The 19,225-nt window shown below is 43.0% G+C and carries 19 protein-coding genes, 1 tRNA gene and 1 pseudogene; 11 read left to right on the plus strand and 10 right to left on the minus strand.

Annotated features, from left to right (window positions below; translation table 11 throughout):
- Nucleotides 1-299: 299 nt before the first annotated feature.
- The 6 genes from Q8P28_11115 to Q8P28_11140 all read left to right on the plus strand — a co-directional run bounded on the left by Q8P28_11115 (nucleotide 300) and on the right by Q8P28_11140 (nucleotide 8,534).
- Nucleotides 300-491 carry a DUF2065 domain-containing protein gene (locus Q8P28_11115; protein ID MDP2683324.1) on the plus strand — a complete coding sequence of 64 codons (192 nt, stop codon included), beginning with the start codon at nucleotides 300-302 and terminating at the stop codon, nucleotides 489-491.
- Nucleotides 488-1,621 carry a SpoIID/LytB domain-containing protein gene (locus Q8P28_11120; GenBank protein MDP2683325.1) on the plus strand — a complete coding sequence of 378 codons (1,134 nt, stop codon included), beginning with the start codon at nucleotides 488-490 and terminating at the stop codon, nucleotides 1,619-1,621. Before Q8P28_11115 ends, Q8P28_11120 begins: the two co-directional genes overlap by 4 nt.
- Entirely contained in the window at nucleotides 1,621-2,781 is a 1,161-nt protein-coding gene (queA, locus tag Q8P28_11125) for a tRNA preQ1(34) S-adenosylmethionine ribosyltransferase-isomerase QueA (protein MDP2683326.1), read from the plus strand. The genes Q8P28_11120 and queA overlap by 1 nt, the downstream gene beginning before the upstream one ends.
- 88 nt (nucleotides 2,782-2,869) lie before the next feature.
- Nucleotides 2,870-5,527: a pitrilysin family protein gene (locus Q8P28_11130; GenBank protein MDP2683327.1), complete on the plus strand. Its 2,658-nt coding sequence runs from the start codon at nucleotides 2,870-2,872 to the stop codon at nucleotides 5,525-5,527.
- Nucleotides 5,528-5,578: 51 nt separating this feature from the next.
- Nucleotides 5,579-7,510, plus strand: coding sequence for an aconitate hydratase (locus tag Q8P28_11135; protein MDP2683328.1), 1,932 nt, complete (start codon nucleotides 5,579-5,581; stop codon nucleotides 7,508-7,510).
- 73 nt (nucleotides 7,511-7,583) lie between these two features.
- Nucleotides 7,584-8,534: a hypothetical protein gene (locus Q8P28_11140; GenBank protein ID MDP2683329.1), complete on the plus strand. Its 951-nt coding sequence runs from the start codon at nucleotides 7,584-7,586 to the stop codon at nucleotides 8,532-8,534.
- Nucleotides 8,535-8,732: 198 nt separating this feature from the next.
- On the opposite strand, the gene Q8P28_11145 is transcribed toward Q8P28_11140, so the two are convergent.
- From Q8P28_11145 to Q8P28_11190, 10 genes are all read right to left on the minus strand, one after another.
- Nucleotides 8,733-9,023, minus strand: coding sequence for a type II toxin-antitoxin system RelE/ParE family toxin (locus Q8P28_11145; GenBank protein MDP2683330.1), 291 nt, complete (start codon nucleotides 9,021-9,023; stop codon nucleotides 8,733-8,735).
- On the minus strand, nucleotides 9,020-9,289 hold the full coding sequence (locus Q8P28_11150; protein ID MDP2683331.1) for a type II toxin-antitoxin system Phd/YefM family antitoxin: 270 nt from the start codon (nucleotides 9,287-9,289) through the stop codon (nucleotides 9,020-9,022). Before Q8P28_11150 ends, Q8P28_11145 begins: the two co-directional genes overlap by 4 nt.
- A gap of 126 nt (nucleotides 9,290-9,415) precedes the next feature.
- Nucleotides 9,416-9,658, minus strand: a complete 243-nt coding sequence (locus tag Q8P28_11155; GenBank protein ID MDP2683332.1) for a hypothetical protein — start codon at nucleotides 9,656-9,658, stop codon at nucleotides 9,416-9,418.
- A gap of 121 nt (nucleotides 9,659-9,779) precedes the next feature.
- Entirely contained in the window at nucleotides 9,780-10,922 is a 1,143-nt protein-coding gene (locus tag Q8P28_11160; protein ID MDP2683333.1) for a multiheme c-type cytochrome, read from the minus strand.
- A 59-nt stretch (nucleotides 10,923-10,981) separates the two neighbouring features.
- Nucleotides 10,982-11,671: a dethiobiotin synthase gene (bioD, locus tag Q8P28_11165; GenBank protein ID MDP2683334.1), complete on the minus strand. Its 690-nt coding sequence runs from the start codon at nucleotides 11,669-11,671 to the stop codon at nucleotides 10,982-10,984.
- 270 nt (nucleotides 11,672-11,941) lie between these two features.
- Nucleotides 11,942-12,808, minus strand: a complete 867-nt coding sequence (locus Q8P28_11170; protein MDP2683335.1) for a deoxyribonuclease IV — start codon at nucleotides 12,806-12,808, stop codon at nucleotides 11,942-11,944.
- The gene (locus Q8P28_11175; GenBank protein ID MDP2683336.1) at nucleotides 12,805-13,773 is read right to left on the minus strand and encodes a polysaccharide deacetylase family protein; all 969 of its coding nucleotides are present in this window, start codon (nucleotides 13,771-13,773) and stop codon (nucleotides 12,805-12,807) included. The genes Q8P28_11170 and Q8P28_11175 overlap by 4 nt, the downstream gene beginning before the upstream one ends.
- Nucleotides 13,774-13,831: 58 nt before the next feature.
- A complete protein-coding gene (locus Q8P28_11180; GenBank protein ID MDP2683337.1) occupies nucleotides 13,832-14,236 on the minus strand; it encodes a hypothetical protein in 405 nt (134 codons plus the stop codon).
- 59 nt (nucleotides 14,237-14,295) lie between these two features.
- Nucleotides 14,296-14,370 (minus strand) — tRNA-Val (locus Q8P28_11185).
- 99 nt (nucleotides 14,371-14,469) lie between these two features.
- A complete protein-coding gene (locus Q8P28_11190) occupies nucleotides 14,470-15,615 on the minus strand; it encodes a citrate synthase (protein MDP2683338.1) in 1,146 nt (381 codons plus the stop codon).
- A gap of 246 nt (nucleotides 15,616-15,861) precedes the next feature.
- Between Q8P28_11190 and Q8P28_11195 the strand changes: the two genes are divergently transcribed.
- The 5 genes and pseudogenes from Q8P28_11195 to Q8P28_11215 all read left to right on the plus strand — a co-directional run bounded on the left by Q8P28_11195 (nucleotide 15,862) and on the right by Q8P28_11215 (nucleotide 19,134).
- Nucleotides 15,862-16,461 (plus strand): chorismate lyase, encoded by a 600-nt coding sequence (locus tag Q8P28_11195; protein ID MDP2683339.1) that lies wholly within the window; start codon nucleotides 15,862-15,864, stop codon nucleotides 16,459-16,461.
- Nucleotides 16,458-17,336: a 4-hydroxybenzoate octaprenyltransferase gene (gene ubiA / locus Q8P28_11200; GenBank protein MDP2683340.1), complete on the plus strand. Its 879-nt coding sequence runs from the start codon at nucleotides 16,458-16,460 to the stop codon at nucleotides 17,334-17,336. The genes Q8P28_11195 and ubiA overlap by 4 nt, the downstream gene beginning before the upstream one ends.
- Before the next feature lie 144 nt (nucleotides 17,337-17,480).
- Nucleotides 17,481-18,453: pseudogene (locus Q8P28_11205) on the plus strand (PDDEXK nuclease domain-containing protein).
- Nucleotides 18,454-18,484: 31 nt separating this feature from the next.
- Nucleotides 18,485-18,985, plus strand: a complete 501-nt coding sequence (locus Q8P28_11210; GenBank protein MDP2683341.1) for an ORF6N domain-containing protein — start codon at nucleotides 18,485-18,487, stop codon at nucleotides 18,983-18,985.
- A 23-nt stretch (nucleotides 18,986-19,008) separates the two neighbouring features.
- Nucleotides 19,009-19,134: a hypothetical protein gene (locus tag Q8P28_11215; protein ID MDP2683342.1), complete on the plus strand. Its 126-nt coding sequence runs from the start codon at nucleotides 19,009-19,011 to the stop codon at nucleotides 19,132-19,134.
- Nucleotides 19,135-19,225: the final 91 nt, after the last annotated feature.

Below are 19,225 nucleotides of genomic sequence, written 5' to 3' on the forward strand. Positions count from 1 at the left end.
GAGTATGTCCTTTCCTGCCATTCTGCCCTCCTTAAAATAAGGACAGTTTAGCATCTCTGAATTAGAGCCTGCCCCTGAAGGCTTTAATCAGTGGACATTTCTACTTTGGCAGAATAGGACATTATCACTTTGGGATTACAGCTCAAAAATATTGCCTGTCAACCACAAATACAAATTGCACCTTAATTACACATTTAGAACTATATTTCACCTGATTTATTTGATGACTTTTTCTGATTTCTCTGATATAAATTTTTATATGCTTTAGGCTTTGGATTAGCTTTGAGATGGTTTTAATTATGACTTATTTTCTAAGCGTACTGGGTTTGGTGCTTGTAATTGAGGGATTGCCATATTTTGCATTTCCTGCAAAGATAAAAGAGTGGGCTATCTCCCTGCAAGAGTTGCCGGAGAGGACACTCCGCATTATGGGGTTTGTCTCCATAATAGCAGGTTTGCTTCTGGTCTATTTGGGCAGAAGGGTGTTTTGAAAAAGGGGTTAAAGGTGCGGTGGTTTATTGCTTGCTGTTTACTGCTTTTTTTATTTTCCTGCGCCAGAGATACCTCTACTCCCTTCTCACAAGGTAAAGAAAAGATTAGGATTGCGATATTGAAAGGCGCAAGAGACCTGAAAATAGGCGGGGTTGGGATAACAGCAGCCGGAACTGAATTTAATAAAGAAAATACAGCGCTGGTTGTGTTGGAAGAGGAAGACATCTTAACTATAAACGGCAAAAAGATACCGGATTCGTCGGTAATATTCTCTTCAGAAAACGGGATACTCTATTTGAACGGCCGGCCGTTCAGAGGGAAAATAGAAGTAATAAAAGACCAGCGAGGACTTCTGGTTGTAAATGAATTGCCGTTAGAGTTTTATATAACCGGTCTTATCAACCACGAGATATCTTCAAAATGGCCGATAGAGGCTGTAAAAACGCAGGCTGTTATTGCGCGGACTTATGCTCTATATCAGAAGAAGAAAAAAGGCGCAGTAACCTATCATATGGAATCAACCGTTATAGATCAGGTCTATTCAGGGAGCATTGCCGAGGATGACCGCTCCATTCATGCTGTTAAGGAGACTATTGGCGAGGTATTGACCTATAATGGAGAATTAGCGCTGACTGTCTATCATTCAAACGGCGGCGGCGCAACAGAGGATTCTAAAAATGTCTGGGGCAAGGACTATCCATATCTGCGGCAGGTAAAAAGCCCGTTTGATAAGGATTCCCCTAATTTTTCATGGATGCTGAATATAAGCATGGGGTCCGTTGAAACAGCATTAAAGGGCGCAGGTTATCAGGCAGCAGATGTCAAAGATATAATACCTTTATCCAGGACAAACAGCGGCAGGATAACAAGATTAAGGATACTTCATGGCAAAGGAGAATTAGAGATAAGCGGCGAGGACTTAAGAAAGGCTATCGGCTATGACAAGCTCAAAAGCGCCATGTTTACCGCTGAAAAGACAGACGGGTTGTTTGTGTTTAACGGGAAAGGCTCGGGCCACGGCGTGGGGTTATCACAGTGGGGCGCAAAAGGCATGGCGGAAGAGGGATACAGCTATACTGAAATACTTAAGCATTTCTATCCCGGCACAAGCCTTGAGCGAATATATTGATGAGGCTTGCGGAGTTTGACTATTACCTTCCAAAGGGGCTTATTGCCCAGTTTCCCTGCGAGAGACGGGATAAATCCAGACTGATGATTCTGAGTAGAAAGGATAGAACCATTGAACATAAAAACTTTTCTGACTTAACAGCATATCTTATGCCCGGCGATATTTTAATATTAAACAATACCAAGGTTATACCTGCAAGGCTCTTTGGGAAGAAAACAACAGGCGGCGCTGTAGAAGTTCTCTTAATACAGAAATCAGAAATTTCGCAGCCGAAGCCAAATGGCGCCCCCCGCACTGCGCACCCTATATCCGTATCTGGGATAGAGGCATTCGGTGCAATATCCCAAACATGGAGTTGTCTTATAAGCCCAACCAGAGGGATTAAAAAAGGTTCCGTAATTGTCTTTGAACATGGACTAAAGGCTGCAATTATAGAAAAAGGAGTTGATGGAAATTGGGTTATTGAACTTTATGCGGACATTGAAATAGATAAGGCAATTGAGATGACCGGGAAGATGCCTCTCCCACCGTATATTAAAAGGGAGAAGGGACAGGATAAAATCTCTGAATTCGACAAGGAGAGGTATCAGACTGTATTTGCAAAAGAAAAAGGCGCCATCGCAGCGCCGACAGCAGGGCTGCATTTTACCGATGAACTTTTAAAAAAGATTAAATATCTCGGAGTGGAGATTTTTTATATAACCCTCCATACAGGACTTGGCACATTTAAGTCTGTAAAGACCGAGGATATAACAGAACACAAAATGGAATCCGAACATTATAATATTGACCGTGCCGTATTTGAGGCTATAAAAAAGGCAAAAATGGAAAACCGGCGGGTCATTACGGTTGGATCAACTGTAACAAGGGCATTGGAGGCAATGGTCAATCCCCCCATCCCCCCTTTAGCAAAGGGGGGCGAGGGGGGATTTGGATGGGAAAGACCAATCTTAAGCGGCGCAACAGATCTATTTATCTATCCAGGGTATAAATTTAATACAGCGGATGCCATCATCACAAATTTTCACCTTCCAAAATCAACCCTTATTATGTTAACGGCGGCATTTGCAGGAAGGGGATTTATTATGAGGGCGTATGAAGAGGCCATAAGGCTTAGGTATAGATTTTTCAGTTATGGCGATGCAATGATAATATTGTAGTATGAAAAATAATGTATTGAAAAATTATTTTTATTTGTTTAAGCTGTTTGGTAGTTTGGGCAAACGATTGAAAACAAGGAGGCATGATATGAGATTAAGGTTTTTGAATGTTTTAACGGCCGCGGTTTTGATGTGTATATTTTCAAGCCATGCAAATGCCCAGACAAAGGATGTATTCAAGACCAAACTTGACAACGGCATGACAGTCATCCTTGAAGAAGGTCATTCTGCCAGAGTTGTGGCGTTTCAGATGTTTGTCCGGACGGGCAGCGCAGATGAGAATGACAAAGAGGCCGGCATTGCCCATGTATTTGAGCATATGCTTTTTAAAGGAACTGAAAAGAGAAAGGTTGGGCAGATTGCAGGCGAGGTTGAGGCAGCGGGCGGATATATAAATGCCTATACATCTTATGACAACACAGTATATCACCTTGCCGTGGCAAGCAGATATTTTGATACAGGGCTTGATATAATATCGGATGCAATACAGCGCTCATCCTTTGACCCGGATGAGCTTAAAAAAGAGCTTGAGGTTGTGCTTGAAGAAATCAGGATGGGAGAGGATAATCCCGGCAGGAAGCTTTACAAAAATATCTTTTCCACCGCATACACAACCCATCCGTATAAAAGACCTGTCATAGGGTTTACTGATACGGTAAAAACATTTTCACGGGAACAGATTCTGGATTTCTTCAAAAAGTGGTATATCCCAAACAATATGGTTCTGGTAGTAGTTGGAGACTTTGATAAAAACAAGGCGCTGGATGCCATAAAAAACAGTTTCAAGGGATTTAAACCGGACACTGAACCGCATAAACCAAGACCAGCCGAGCCTTCTCAGAAAGAACTCAAAACAAATATAGCAGCGGATGAAATAAAAGAAACCCACCTCGGCATGGCATTTCACATACCTGAGATGAGCCATCCTGACACATATGTAATAGATGTGCTGGCAAATATCCTTGGCCAGGGGGAAAGCTCAAGGCTCTATCAGGGTATTAAAGAAAAAAAACAGCTTGTCCACACTATCTCAACATATGCCATGACGCCAAAAGAGCCTGGTGTGTTTTTTGTGAATGCAACCCTTGAGGCAAAGAATGCAAAAAGAACAATCGAAGAGGTTTTGAAGGAGATTTACAGTATAAAGCATAACGGGGTTTCGGTTACCGAACTGAATAAGGCAAAGCTGAATCTTGAAAGCGACTTTGTATATGAGCGCGAGACCATGGAAGGAAGGGCAGGACAACTCGGACACTTTGAGGTTACGGCAGGAGACATAGCCTATGAAAAACAATATCTTGAAGGCATATCAAAGGTCACATCTGAGGATATAAAGCGCATAACAAGACAGTATCTGAAAGAAGACAATATGACTGCGGCGCTTATACTCCCGAAACCTGATAAGGATATTATCAGCAAGGGAGATATCGTTTTGGCAGCAGGGGCGGCAGGGGTTTCATCAGGCATTGTATCAGGGCAGGAAGAAACCAGAAAGACAAATAATCTAAAAAGGGTTGAAGAACCGGTAAAGATAAAGCTCAAAAATGGGATAAGCCTTATTCTAAAGGAAGACCACTCCAGTCCTACGGTTAGTGTATATACAACATTTCCAGGCGGGTTAAGATATGAGGATGAAAAGACAAACGGCCTTGGAAATTTTGCGGCAGCCATGCTTACCAAAGGCACAGAAAAAAGAACAATGTTTGAACTGGCAAAAGAGATAGAAGGCATGGCAGGGAGTGTAAACGGTTTTTCAGGCAAGAATTCCATTGGTGTTTCAGGAAAATTTTTAAGCAGATATTTTGATAACGGCATTGAGATTATTGCAGATTGCCTTCTGAATCCAACATTCCCTCAGGGAGAGTTGGAAAAAACAAAAAAAGAAATACTTGCGGACATAAAGAGGCAGGAGGATTATCTGCCCGGTTATACATTTAAACTCTTTTATAAAACGCTTTACGAAAGACATCCATACAGGATGCCTGTAATTGGAACCGAAAAGACTGTATCAGGCTTTAAGAGAAAAGACCTTATAGAGCATTATAAACGGCTCATAGTGCCGCAGAATATGGTTATCTCTATTGCGGGAGACATAAATAAGGATGAGGTTGCAGCAAAGATTGAAGAACTATTCGGCAGTTTTAACAGAAAGGCCAAGCCATTGGCAGATCTGCCCATAGACGGCAGGCAAACCCATATCAAAAAAACCGGCGAGGTAAAAGAAAAACAGCAAACCCACATTGCGCTGGGGTTTCTTGGCGCGACCATTACCAGCGAGGCAAGATTTCCTCTTACTGTGCTCACAGAAATACTCTCCAGCCAGGGTGGAAGATTATTTATCGAGCTTCGGGATAAAGAAAGCCTTGCCTACGCCTTAAGCGTATTTTCAAGAGAAGGCGTCGAACCTGGAGCATTTGCTGTATATATTGGCGCAGCGCCTGAAAAGAAAGATAAGGCTATACAAGGCATATTAAGGGAATTAAAAAAGGTCATTACGGAAAAGGTCAGCGATGAAGAATTAAAGAGGGCAAAAAGCGCGCTCATAGGTGGGTATGAAATGGGGCTTCAGGCAAACATGGCACAGGCAACAGACATGGCAACCAATGAACTTTACGGCCTTGGCTTTGACGAATACAAGAGATACCCTGGAAAGATAGAGGCGGTTACAACAGACGACATACTAAAGACAGCGCAGCGGTATATAAACCTGGATGCTTATACATTGAGTGTAGTTGGGCCGAAGTAAGGGATATATAATTTATAAACCCTAAATTTTCCCAAGAAGGAGGATAATAATATGGGCAAAAATATTACACAGAAGATATTAGAGAACCATCTTACATCAGGCGAAATGGCCACTGACAATGAGATAGCCATAAAGATTGACCAAACCCTGACTCAGGATGCAACAGGCACAATGGCCTATCTGCAGTTTGAGGCAATGGGCGTGCCGAGGGTCAAGACAAAGCTATCTGTGAGTTATGTTGACCACAATACGCTCCAGTACGGCGGTTTTGAAAATGCGGATGACCACAGGTTTTTACAAACCATTGCCGCTAAGCACGGCATCCAATTTTCAAGGCCCGGCAACGGTATATGCCATCAGGTTCATCTGGAGAGATTTGGCGCGCCGGGGCAGACTATGCTTGGTTCGGACAGTCATACGCCGACATGCGGCGGCCTTGGCATGATGGCAATTGGGGCAGGAGGTCTTGATGTGGCAGTTGCCATGGGCGGCGGGCCTTTTAACCTTATATACCCAAAGGTTGTACTGGTAAACCTCAAGGGTAAACTTAAACCGTGGGTTTCTGCAAAAGATATAATTCTTGAAGTCTTGAGAAAGATGACTGTAAAGGGCGGTGTTGGAAAAATTATTGAATACGGCGGCGAAGGTGTCCAGAGCCTTTCCGTTCCCGAAAGGGCTACTATTACCAATATGGGCGCAGAGCTTGGCGCAACAACATCCATATTCCCCAGCGATGGGATAACAAAGGAATTTTTAAAGGCGCAGAACAGGGAAAGAGACTGGCAAGAGCTTGCTGCTGACACGGATGCAAAATACGATGAAACAATTGAAATAAACCTAAGCAAGCTCGAACCAATGATTGCAAAGCCGCACAGCCCTGATGCGGTCTGCAAGATATCTGAAGTTGAGGGTATGAAGGTTGATCAGGTCTGCATCGGAAGCTGCACAAATTCATCATTCAGGGATTTGATGATTGTCGCTGACATATTTAAAAAGGGGAAATTCAAAGTTAATCCGAATATAAGCATGACCATATCCCCAGGCTCAAAACAGGTTCTGGAGATGATAACCCTTAATAAAGGGCTTGCAAGCCTTATTGGGGCAGGCGCAAGGATACTTGAGGCAGCATGCGGACCGTGCATAGGCAACGGTCAGTCGCCTCCGTCAAAGGGTGTATCTTTAAGGACATTTAACAGAAACTTTGAAGGCAGGAGCGGCACAAAAGACGCACAGGTCTATCTTTGCAGCCCTGAGGCCGCAGCAGCCGCAGCTATCTACGGTGTGATAACAGACCCAAGGAAATTAGGCAAATATCCAAAGATAAAAATGCCGAAGGAATTCATGGTTGATGATTCAATGGTCATCCCGCCTGCAAAAGACCCGTCAAAGATAGAGATATTGAGAGGGCCGAATATAAAGCCATTGCCAGTGGCAATAAAAGTTCAGGGCGGCGTAAGCGGCAATACTTTAATAAAACTCGGCGACAATATTACAACAGACCACATCACGCCAGCAGGCACATGGCTTAAATACAGGAGCAATGTGCCGAAATATTCAGAATCCGTTTTTTCAGCCATTGACGCCCAGTTCCACGAAAAGGCAAAGGCTGCAAACGGCGGATTTGTTATTGCGGGCGAGAACTATGGACAAGGCTCTTCAAGGGAGCATGCCGCGCTATGCCCGATGTATCTCGGCATAAAGGGGATTATTGCAAAGAGCTTTGCCAGAATACACAAGGATAATCTTGTAAACTTCGGCATCCTGCCTCTATCATTCACAAATCTGGCTGATTATGATGCAATAGACCAGGGCGATAAGCTGGAAATAAACGACCTGATAAACCAACTAAAGGCCGGGGATTCATTGACAATAAAGAATGTTGCAAAGAATAAAGAGATAAAGGTAAAACACGGCTTCAGCCCACGACAAGTTGACATTATACTTGCAGGCGGACTGCTGAACTTTACAAAAGGGGCGGTGTAAATTGCAGGGGCAATCCCCCTGTGCTTGCCCTGTTCAAGTTTTGGAGTAAAATTAAAAGTCCTCGTCATAATTCATGGCGAGGGCTTTTTTGTTAAGTTCACTTCCTTGCCCTTATTCTCACGGCGAGAAGCGCATGGAGAATAACTTGTTAGGTTGCAGGACACAGGTAATAACCGACATACTAAAACAGGCTGAACATGGACTTCTTGACTGTTGCAAGGAATGCCCGTGGTCTCCTATAGATGAGCCATCTGTTGGTTTTGGTGTGAGTTGTACTGTTCATGGAATGAATTGGAATATTGAGAACAAAGCAAATTCAATGATTATGGTCCAGGACCCTGGGGATACAACACCACATCGAACTGGCAGGTTGTGTGCAGTGCATAATGCTGAAAATCCTACAGATAAAACGGCACAGCAAAATTTACAGTTATGGAAAGCGGCAGTGTCTCTAAATTGGGATGCACCGGAAGACGATGAGTATTTGAAAAAGCATTACTGGACAAACACAATAATGCATGGCGCATCGGCTGAGACCGGGTTAAGAGAAAGAAGCAAATTTGAGACAGCAAGGGAATGCTGTTCTGACGTATTGGCATTACAGATATTGGCGTTAAAGCCAAAAGTCTTAATAGCCAGTGGTACTGTGGCTGTTAATAATCTGCACGATATTGGTGTTATTGCAAGAAATTGGGCGTCAATAAGGCATGAATTCAATGCAGGTGCATATTGTGAAGAAGTCAATTCATGGAGAGGGCTGCCGTTATTCAAGGTATTTTGCACATACCACACATCAGCTGGAGTAGTTAATCGAACTCTATCCCGTAAGTATGATTCTGTAAAAACTGAAAAACTTATTGCTGAAAAATCCAAAATGCTAAATTCAACAGAATCAATAATTGGTTTTCTTTCAAGCTATGGAAAACCTGCCAGTAACGCGACAGATAGAGGCATGAGGTTCCTGCTAAACCATTGGTTAGATATTGGTTTGGAAATCAGAGAGCAATCAAAAAATACAACCTAACAATCGCGCCAACTTGGACTGCCAAATCCACTTCGCCCCTTGGGGGAGAGAGGGACATCTCCAGTATTCTCAGATAGTTCATGTGTGTAGTCTGAAACAAAATATTAGCATTGTGATTTTTGCATATCAAAAATGTACTGATATCTTATAGAGTACGAATTAAATTTAAAAAGAGGTTTGCAGCAAGATTGCAAAAACCTATCTTTTTATTGTTTTAAGCAATTCCTTAAAATTAGCATAAACATCGCGTCTGTGTCCGATAAAATGGATTTCTATGAGGCCTTCATCCTCGATTATCAGATAAATAACACGATATGTGCCAATGGCAAGGGAACGAAAGTCGGAAAGCTCGTCAACAAGCTCCTTTCCGGCAAACGGATTGTGTAGAAGTTCTTCAATGCCGCTTTTCAGGCCGGGTTTTATTGCAGGAGGAAGCTTTCTAATCGCATTCTTAGCTTCGAGCAGATACCTGAATCTGAATCTTTTCATTCACCCCAAACCTCTTCGTGGGTATAAAACCTTCCTGCCTTTTGCTGTTTTTTTGCGCGCTCCAGAGCCTTCATGGTCTCTTTATCACTTAAGATATCTATTGTCTCCATCAGCCCTTCAAACCGCTCAATGTTTATCAAAATTCCCACAGGAATGCCGTTTTTTGTTATAGCAATGGTCTCGTCCATTTCTTCTACTTTTCTCATAATATCAAGAAAATCTCTTTTTGCCTGTGTAATAGGAATTACCTCCTGAACCTCTCTCATACGCACCTCCAAATTTTTATGACCATTTTAATTTCAAAACTGCAAGAAGTCAATTTCTTTTTACAAACCTTGTCCTTTTTTATGGATAAGAACATCTTCTGGGCCAAACCAGTTTCTTAATATCATCTACTGTTCCAATAGAGACAGCTTTAGATATTTTTTTACCATCTTTGCTATCCTGTCTATATCACAAAACGGCAACTCTCCAAGGACAGGGATACTGGTAAGCCTTTTTATCTCTGTTTGATTTGAAAAAAGGGTTTCATCAATAGCTAATGAAGGATAATTAAGTATGATGCCCTTAACCTCAATGCCGGCAGATTGGGCATATCTGACTGTCAGTTTACAGCCGGCAGTCAACCCCCACACTTTGACCGCAGGGCATTATATCCTGCGGCAAGCCCCCACACCAAAATCTTTGGTGTGGGGGTAAACAAAAGCCCTCTTCAAAATAGTGGAGAGGGCTTTTTTGTTCTCAGGGAACAGCTATTTATAAAGGACTCTTTCTATAAAATATTTCATACGAAATAGGTTCTTTGCTTTCATAACCAATTCGTTTCCGACGCGACTCTGCCAACAAATGATAGCGAATGACAACCTCTATTACCTTCGGCACATTCCTTCCATTGGTGGAAAATGCTATCGTATAGGTACGAGGCTTAAGATATGGCAGTCGAGTATCCCAAAGCTCTATGATAAAAGGACGCCACAGGATAGCTCGTTTCAAGGTGTAGTGCTGTTCCTTTATAATCTTGCCGTTTATATCCATGAGCCTCAGGTCTACGGTGAGATGGCGGTCCGGGGTACCTGTAGGCAGATAGTGAGCCGCACCGATATTGGCAAGGGTAAGGGTATATTTCCGTTTGCCGGGCGCAGCAGCCTGTTCCTGCAGTTTGACCTGAAGTCCGTTTTTGACCGTATCCGGATCATGCCCTCCACGCCAGAGATGTCGGCGTATGATGCGAACCTTTCCACCGGCAACGATAGAACGTTGTAGTTCAGGCATGTGGCATTGAACGCATTTCATCTCTATCTCCCCCGTGGACTTTATCTCTGCAACGGTCCCGCACGGCGGCATGCGGAAGAAAGTATCCCACCGTTTGCCGCTTACCACATGACATCGCACACACACTTGATTCGGGTCGGTCATTCTGACAACGGCATGGGGTGAAGAGGTGCTGCCGTACGGGCCAAGAATACGACCCTCCCTCAGATGGCAGACATTGCAGGTGACGCCTTCACTTTGAAGTGTTGGATCAAAATTGGCATTCAGTTTCAGTATCGGATTCAACTTCTCCTTATCGTGGAAGCCAAGGACAAGTTCTTCCTGCTGATTCTCGAGCGGGATGTGGCAGTTTTTACATATCTGTTGAGAACCCTCAAAACGGAAATCAGCCTGAAAATATGGGTCTGTCCATGCCCTGCTGTGCATAGTGGTGGCCCATTCGTCATAAATCTCCTGGTGGCAACCTCTACAGGCCTTTGCACTCAGGTCTTTCATCAGTGCATGCACAGGAATCGGCCGCTCAAATGCCTCTGATACCACAAAGATGTTCATGGGACGAATGAACCGCCAGAAGAGAAATAACCCTGCTGAAATTATAAGAAGCGCTATGATAATCCTTCTCTTCATGCGATATATTTTATAAAGGAGAAAGAACGGCTCTTGAAGGTTTAAAGCGCCTTGTGCATCTATTCTTCCAAAAATGATAGTTTCAAGTATTTCTTCACCATCTTAGAAGCCCTATCCTCATCACAAAAAGGAAGTTCGCCGGCTACCGGAACATTGGTAAGTCTTTTTATCTCGGTCTGATTCAGAGATGAGACCTCCTCCATGGTAAACGCCGGATAATTGAGAATAATTCCAGCAACCAGGATGCCGACAGATTGTGCATACCTAACCGTGAGCAGCGTATGGTTTATTGCCCCGAGCCTTGATGCGGCAATGATTATAAGCGGCAGGTTGAGCAGTTTTATAAGGTCTGCAATAGTCTTATTCTCATTTATGGGCGCAAGCAATCCCCCAGCGCCTTCAACAAACATCATGCTGTGCCTTGATGCAAGTCTATCATAACATTCTTTTATCCTGTTTAAGTCTATATTTTTACCTTCAAGCCTCGATGCAATGCTTGGGGCAAGATGGGCCTTGAAGCGATATGGGTTTATTAAATCCATATCATCGTCAACACCCGACATCTTTTTAAGGAAAAGGGCATCCTGAGGCTCAAGCCCCCCGTTTTTTTCAGGGCATCCTGTTTCAACAGGCTTCATCACGCCGACATTAAAACTTTTTTCCCTTAGCGCCGATACGATGCCGGCGGTAACAAAAGTTTTACCCACGCCTGTATCAGTGCCTGTGATAAAAAAACCTTTGGCTACCATAGTCAGGATAGTAGCAGAATAGAAAAATTCAGTCAAATTGACGAAATAACATTTTGCTAATTTTTTCTTTAAATAATAACCTCTTGAAATTTTGCTACCTGTCCTTTTGGGCAGGCAGTAAACCTTGCAGGATTAAGTAATAATAGAAAAATTCATGATATTAGTAGAATCCCATACGTTGCCTTGCGGCAAAAATATCTGTTGTCAACAAATAGAAATGTCCGCTTTTAGAGCAAATGAATTGTCCACTTTTTGATTGAAGGGTGTTTTTTACCCATGTGTAGCTCCTTTTTCCACCATCTTTTTTAAAAACCCCAGATTTCGCCGGTCATTCTTCATATCCTTATCCTTTGGCGTTTCTATAATCTTTGGAATATCTGCAAATCTTTTGTCATTCATAAGAAGGCGAAAGGGCAGTTGCCCAAGCATACCTTTGCCGATATGCTCATGCCTGTCAACGCGGCTGCCAAGCCCCTTTTTGCAGTCATTCACATGAAAACATACCAGCCGGTCAATGCCGACAATCCTGTCAAATTCTTTCATCATAGTATCATAACCTTCAGCAGTAGAAATATCATACCCTGCTGCAAAGATATGGCAGGTGTCAAGGCATACCTTGATTCTCTCTTTATTCTTAACGCCATCTATAATGCGGGATAGATGCTCAAACCGATAACCGATACTCGTCCCCTGCCCTGCTGTTGTCTCCATGGCTATATCAACCGGCCAGCCATTTGTTTTTATAAAAATAAGATTGAAAGAGTTGGTAATATTCTTTATCCCTTCATCTTCACCTATGCCGAGGTGTGATCCGGGATGCATGACAATATAAGGGATGCAAAGGATTCTGCAATGTTCCATTTCATTGATGAGCGCATTGATGGATTTGGTGCGAAGTGCGGGGCTGCCTGATGCCAGATTTATAAGGTATGAATCGTGGGCAAGTATTTTGGATATATTGCTCTTTTTTCTCAGAGAGAAAAAGCGGTCTATCTCCTCTTCTTCAAAGACTTTGCCCCTCCACTGGGTTGCGTTTTTTGTGAATAGCTGGATTGCTGTGCAGGAAAGTTGATTTCCTCTTTCAATGGCCTTGTCCACTCCGCCTGCAATGGACATATGCGCGCCGAGGAGTATCATTTCTTCAAAAGCTCAGACACCTTTACAATCCTATAGCCCCTCTGCTCAAGGCCGTCTATAATTTCCGGTAGTTTGGCAGATACATGGCTCTCTTTTCTATCGGTGCCGAGGTGCATCAATACAATGCCGCCCTTAACCTCATGGCCGTCTTTATCAAAATTAAGAATCCTGTCCTTTATCTCATCTGCCGAATGGTAAAACTCGGATTCTTCATTTGAAACCCAATCAAGGCTGTCAAGCGACTGCTTTATCTTGCGGTCTACTGTCCAACCCACATGCGTAAAGCCAGCCTCATACGCCCACTGCCGTATCTCGGCATTTTGCTCGCCGTAAGGCGCGCGCCATAATGGAGCCATATCCTTGCCTGTCAATTCCTTAAAGATTCCGGCGGTTTCTTTTAACTCTACTGTTATGAATTCCTTGTTAACACCAGGAAGAGTTTGCTGTTTAAAATTTTTCTCAAAGGTTGTAAGGTGTGGATGGGTAAGTGAATGATTGCCTATCTCATGTCCATCTTCAACCATCTTAAAGACAATATCAGGGTATCTTTTTATAAAATCCCCTGTCAGGAATATTGTCGTCTTTATATTTTTTCCCCGCAGTATATTCAAAATCTCATCCGCATCCGTTGCCTCGCTGCCACCGTCAAATGTTACGGATAATTCATTTTTCAGCAAGTTGCCTCTTGTTATATCAGGCGCGGCAAATTTCGGTTTTAAAACAGGCGACAATTTAGATTTGGCCTTGATTCTGTTTTTTAGAATAGCATCACTATCAGACGCCTGAAGCTCCGTAATTTGGATTTCATGGCCGCCTTTCTCTGTCAGTAGAGCTTTATGAATTGAAGGAGGACTGTGCTTGTCAACAGATAGGACTGTGTAGGTATGTATAGCCGAAAGCGCAAGGATAGGCAATATTACAGGAACAAACCCATTTATTAGACCTTGTAGCGGGACCCTTCCCATATTTTTCTATAGTATTCCTATCCAGGAAATGCCTGGGGTTTAAAACACCTATAAAATATCACTCAAATATTATTTCCTTTACATTTTTTGCCGTAATCTTGTATGTTCCAAATGTAGTTGTTCCATAAAATCTCGATTCATCATCAAATGTAACCGCAACGACATCTCCATTACGGAGGGTTATCTGGGTATCTTTCTTGCCGCTGCCGGACTCGCCGATAAATACTACCTTCTTTACCTTTTCAAATGGAATGCTGACAGAGCCCTTGCCCCTGAACCCCACAAAAAACAACTGACCTTCCCAGCTAACAAACCTGCATTTTGTAGATATCCCCTGGTCATCTATGACCGTTGCAGAAAAATCAATCTCTGGTTTCGGGATTTCACTCTCAGGGGTCTTGCCCATGCCGGCAAAGACAACCCATCCGGCTATCAGCAGCAAAACAATCAGCAACCTCTTCATCTTACACCTCCTATGTCTAACTGCAGCCTGCAAACCTAAAGTTTTGTACAGTATTTCAATGGTGGGCGGTACTGGATTTGAACCAGTGACTTCCACCGTGTGAAGGTGACACTCTGCCGCTGAGTTAACCGCCCATATATAAAGTTACAAGGTGCAAGTTTAAGCTTTTAAAATGGTATAGAAAGAATATCGGTAAGTCAAGAAAAAGGTGCTTAAACTTGGATCTTGCATCTTCATCTTTTGCTAATCGGCGCATATTTTTGACTGCGTAGTCCTATATACTTCTGGTCAGGTCTGTAAATCTTGTTTGTCTTTAGCTGTTCAAGCCAGTGACTAAGCCAGCCTGCAACCCTGCCCATTGCAAATATGGGCGTGAAAAGATCTGTCGGCATACCTATCTCCTGAAGCACTATGCCTGAATAAAAGTCAACATTAGGATAAAGTTTTTTAGCGGCAAGTTTTTCATTCACTACTTTTTCAACCTCTTCTGCTATTTCCAATATCTTTCCACTGCCGTGGTTATTCTTAAAAAGTTTGTGAGCGTATGCCTGTAAAAATGTCGCCCTCGGGTCTTTTGTCTTATAGACCCTGTGCCCTACGCCCATTATCTTCTCGTGTCTTTCAATCATCTTTTCTATATACGGCCTTGCATTTTCCTTTGCGTCTATCTCCTTAAGCATGCGCACCACCTCTTCATTGGCCCCGCCGTGCAGAGGCCCGCTGAGTGTCCCGATAGCTGACGACACAACCGTATACGGGTCTGCAAGTGTTGATCCCACAACCCTTGCGCTGAATGTTGAGGCATTCATGGTATGGTCTGCATGAAGTATGAGCATTGCATCAATGATTTTTTCTGTAAAGGCATCCGGCGCCTTCTCAAAGAGCATGTAGTAAAAATTTGCGGCAAATGAAAGGTCATTATTCGGCTGAATCGGCGCATCTCCGTGCCTCAGTCTTTCGCAGGCAGCAACTATAGTGGGCATCTTTGCAATCAGCCTTACAACAGACCAGTAACGGGTATCCTCGTTCATTACATCCCTTGCAGGATAATACATGCCCATGGCAGCCACTACAGATTGGAGATATTCCATCGGGTGACCGTTTTCCGGCAGAAACTCTATCATCCTGAGAATCTTGACCTTTAAGCGGGTGTGATAGGTTATATCAGCCTTGAATTTTTTGTATTCAGATTTCGTAGGCAGTTTGCCAAAAAGCAGAAGATAAGCCACTTCAAGGAATGTGCTGTTTTCTGCAAGGACTTCAACCGGTATGCCACGGTATTCAAGTATCCCCTTTTCGCCGTCAACATAGCTTATTGCAGATTCTGCGGCAGGGATGCCTGCAAGGCCCGGAATAACCCCCATCTGTTTTTCTTCCATAGTTTTCTCTCCTTTCAAGTCTGAGTATGACCTGTCTGCCACGCGATATTTGTAAACCCCGTTAGAGATTTATCCTCTAACGGAGTAAATATACGCCTTAAAAATCTTTCATGTCAAGGGTTATATAGGCTGGTGTACAATTCCTCTGGCCATTGACCAGCTTGTTTTAGTATGGTATTTAAACGATATAAGCGCAATAACAGAAACTTTAGACTGCGGGTTTGAATTTGTGCTATTAGAGGTAATATGGATTATTCTATTGCCCCCGGATGGAAATGGGTTAGCGATAAAGAGGCTGTCGGATTATGCGAAAGGCTTAACATGTTGCCGCAACACAGGCTGCTCCTCTTGTCAGACGGCTCATTAACAAGGTTTTTAGAGGCGCTGAGCGGGTCTCCTGTTGATGTGGAAATAAAAAACTATGAGACCCGCAGACTAAACAAAGAAGAGGCAGCATATCTGGAGGTCCTTGCCTCTCAGGACGCAATCATCAGGGATGTATGGCTTATTCAGGATAGGAAAAAACTTGTGTACGCCCGCTCTGTATTTCCTTTGGCCGGGCTTGATAAAGATTTCCTGAATAAGATAGCCACCAGTATAGAGCCGCTTGGTAGGAGTTTAACAGAACAGGGGCTTTTGACATTTAAAGACAAACTTGCAATATGCGCTGTGCATTGCAGCGATATAAACAATCTCCTGAATCTTGCGCCTCGTGCCATTCTCTGGGCAAAGCGCTACAGACTGACAGCTCAGTCAGCTTCAGGGGGAAAGTGTATCACAGCATCTATAACAGAGATTTTTTCACCTGAACTTGTAGGCAAACCATCATTGAATGCAGAAAAATGACAACGCAGATATTATCAGATAAACTTATTGCTATAAGCGATCTTGTGAGGCTTCCAAGACAATACGGAACTGTACTGGTTCTATGCCCAACCCTCTGGTCTCTATTTATAGCAACAGATGGCAGGCCGCCATTAAAGATTCTTGGAATATTCATCCTCGGCACATTTCTGATGAGAAGCGCGGGCTGCGCAATCAATGATATTGCTGACAGGAACTTTGACAGGTTTGTGGAGAGGACAAAGACAAGGCCGCTGGCTGACGGAAGGCTTAATCTTACAGAGGCAGTAATAACATTCATCGGACTTTCATCTCTGGCCTTTGTCCTTGTATTATTTCTGAACCCGCTGACAATAGCGCTTTCCGTCATAGGCATATCGCTGGCCGCCATTTACCCGTTTGTCAAAAGGGTAAGTCATCTGCCACAGGTCTTTCTCGGCATAGCCTTCGGATGGGGCGCAATAATGGCATGGGCTGCCGTAAATAATACGATCGGCCTGCCTGCAATTTTAATATTCACAGCAAACATCTTTTGGTCAACTGCCTATGACACCATCTACGCCCTCATGGACAAGGAAGACGATATAAAGATAGGCGTGAAATCCACTGCAATCCTTTTTGGCAGTTATGTTTACAAGGCATTATACCTGCTTTACGCAGCAGTTATCGTCATCCTTGCGCTTGCCGGGCTTGTCGCAAAAATGGGCGGCGCATATTTTGCCGTCCTTTTTTTGTCAGGCATTATTCTTGAATATATGGTATTTATTTTAAAAAAATCTCCAACGAGAGATACGGCCTTTAGAATTTTTGTGGCCAATGCCGGGATAGGGTTGTTGATTTTGGCAGGCATATTTGCGGATTATGTCTTGTCAAAATAAAAAAATAGATGCTCAAAGGCATAAAAAGATTTAGGCGCGGGGGATACCTTGTTTTATCAGCAGGAATATGCCTTTTAATTTTAAATTTGTGTATAGATGGAATAGAGGATAATGGTCGTTGTCCCTGATTTCTAATTTTTTACGATGAAGCAGTTAGAAAATAAAAAAGCGGTGGCGTCAATATACAGCCGTATCAGGGAGATTCTTGAGACTGCAAGAAGCAGTGCATATCGTGCCGTCAATTTTGCGATGGTTCAGGCATATTGGCATATAGGCAGAGAAATCGTAGAGGAAGAGCAGCGCGGCAAGCAAAGAGCCGAATATGGCGCAGCCCTCATTGAAGGACTTTCTAAAAGACTTACTGCTGAATACGGTCAAGGATTTAATAAAACAAATCTTTGGTATATGAAGCAATTTTACCTTGCTTTCCAGAATCTCCACGCACTGCGTGGAGAATTGTCATGGACACACTACCGACTGTTATTAAAAGTAGAGAAGGACGAAACTCGGCAGTTTTATCTAAGCGAATGTGTGCAGAGCAACTGGAGCACCCGCCAGCTTGAGCGCCAGATAAATTCTTTCTATTATGAGCGTCTCCTTTCAAGCAGGGACAAGAAGACAGTTAAAAAAGAAATCCAGAAACTTGAACCATCCTTAAAGCCTGAAGATATTATTAAAGACCCCTATGTCCTCGAATTTCTAAATGTAAAAGATAATATCCGTTTTCTGGAGAAAGACCTTGAGAGTGCATTAATCGGGAAATTGAAGGAATTTCTGATTGAACTCGGCAAAGGGTTTTCATTTGTCGGCAGACAGCAACTAATTTCTGCAGAAGGAGACAATTTCTACATAGACCTTGTGTTCTACAATTATCTTCTGAAATGCTTTGTGCCTATTGATTTAAAGATAGGACGGCTGACACATCACGACATAGGGCAGATGGATTTCTATATTGAACGAGAACAAGCGGCTTTTTGCTTCAAAGTACAAGTTATACCTGCCAACCGAAAAAGAATTGAAAGATGAATTGGAGCGGGGGGATACTTTGCCTGCCTGTCAGGCAGACAGGCTTTATCAGAAGGAGTATGGGTTAATTCAACCAGAAGATTATTTATGAGTAGAGATGTGGTAAAAAGGGGGATAATAATATGGAACTTATACCGCTTGATCCGATTGCTCAAAGAATATTACTGATAAGAGGTCATAGGGTTATGCTTGATAGTGACCTTGCCGAGATCTATGAAGTGCCCGCAAAAAGATTAAATGAACAAGTCAGACGAAATATAAAGAGATTCCCTCCGGATTTTATGTTTCAACTGACTCCCGAAGAATTTACTTCTTTAAGGTCGCAAAATGCGACCTTAAAGATAGGGAGAGGACAACACAGAAAATATTTGCCTTATGCTTTTACAGAGCAAGGCGTGGCTATGCTTTCGGGAGTTCTAAACAGCGAACGCGCAATAGATGTCAATGTAGCCATCATGAGGGCATTCGTTAAATTACGTGAATTTGCGATGACACATAAAGAGTTATCTCGCAAATTGAATACAATGGAAAATAAATACGATTCACAGTTCAAAATTGTCTTTGACGCTATTCGCCAATTGATGACACCATCAGAGCCGAAAAGGAGAAAGATAGGCTTTTAGAATGAAACAGAAAGCTGGTAACTATGCCAAAGATAAACGAAGCCGCAGATATTGACTTTAAGGTGATTGAAAGACTCCAGCAACTCGGCTGGAAGCGGGGGGATACATTGCTTTATCAGCAGGAGTATACATTGAGTCTAAATTTGTGATGAGGATAACAGGATAATGGTCGCTGTGCCTAAATTTTCCCATTAATTCAAAATTCAAGGCCTGACACCATCCACCCTTGCGACCAGAAAA

The sequence above is a fragment of the Deltaproteobacteria bacterium genome (assembly GCA_030690165.1).
Taxonomy (GTDB): domain Bacteria; phylum Desulfobacterota; class GWC2-55-46; order UBA9637; family UBA9637; genus JACRNJ01.

What these genes read in the sequence shown, in the direction of transcription:
- Q8P28_11115 (MDP2683324.1), top strand. Translation starts at nt 300, where the DNA reads ATGACTTATTTTCTAAGCGTACTGGGTTTGGTGCTTGTAATTGAGGGA.
- queA (MDP2683326.1), top strand. Translation starts at nt 1,621, where the DNA reads ATGAGGCTTGCGGAGTTTGACTATTACCTTCCAAAGGGGCTTATTGCC.
- Q8P28_11130 (MDP2683327.1), top strand. Translation starts at nt 2,870, where the DNA reads ATGAGATTAAGGTTTTTGAATGTTTTAACGGCCGCGGTTTTGATGTGT.
- Q8P28_11135 (MDP2683328.1), top strand. Translation starts at nt 5,579, where the DNA reads ATGGGCAAAAATATTACACAGAAGATATTAGAGAACCATCTTACATCA.
- Q8P28_11140 (MDP2683329.1), top strand. Translation starts at nt 7,584, where the DNA reads ATGGCGAGGGCTTTTTTGTTAAGTTCACTTCCTTGCCCTTATTCTCAC.
- Q8P28_11145 (MDP2683330.1), bottom strand. Translation starts at nt 9,023, where the DNA reads ATGAAAAGATTCAGATTCAGGTATCTGCTCGAAGCTAAGAATGCGATT.
- Q8P28_11150 (MDP2683331.1), bottom strand. Translation starts at nt 9,289, where the DNA reads ATGAGAGAGGTTCAGGAGGTAATTCCTATTACACAGGCAAAAAGAGAT.
- Q8P28_11160 (MDP2683333.1), bottom strand. Translation starts at nt 10,922, where the DNA reads ATGAAGAGAAGGATTATCATAGCGCTTCTTATAATTTCAGCAGGGTTA.
- bioD (MDP2683334.1), bottom strand. Translation starts at nt 11,671, where the DNA reads ATGGTAGCCAAAGGTTTTTTTATCACAGGCACTGATACAGGCGTGGGT.
- Q8P28_11170 (MDP2683335.1), bottom strand. Translation starts at nt 12,808, where the DNA reads ATGATACTCCTCGGCGCGCATATGTCCATTGCAGGCGGAGTGGACAAG.
- Q8P28_11175 (MDP2683336.1), bottom strand. Translation starts at nt 13,773, where the DNA reads ATGGGAAGGGTCCCGCTACAAGGTCTAATAAATGGGTTTGTTCCTGTA.
- Q8P28_11180 (MDP2683337.1), bottom strand. Translation starts at nt 14,236, where the DNA reads ATGAAGAGGTTGCTGATTGTTTTGCTGCTGATAGCCGGATGGGTTGTC.
- Q8P28_11190 (MDP2683338.1), bottom strand. Translation starts at nt 15,615, where the DNA reads ATGGAAGAAAAACAGATGGGGGTTATTCCGGGCCTTGCAGGCATCCCT.
- Q8P28_11195 (MDP2683339.1), top strand. Translation starts at nt 15,862, where the DNA reads ATGGATTATTCTATTGCCCCCGGATGGAAATGGGTTAGCGATAAAGAG.
- ubiA (MDP2683340.1), top strand. Translation starts at nt 16,458, where the DNA reads ATGACAACGCAGATATTATCAGATAAACTTATTGCTATAAGCGATCTT.
- Q8P28_11210 (MDP2683341.1), top strand. Translation starts at nt 18,485, where the DNA reads ATGGAACTTATACCGCTTGATCCGATTGCTCAAAGAATATTACTGATA.
- Q8P28_11215 (MDP2683342.1), top strand. Translation starts at nt 19,009, where the DNA reads ATGCCAAAGATAAACGAAGCCGCAGATATTGACTTTAAGGTGATTGAA.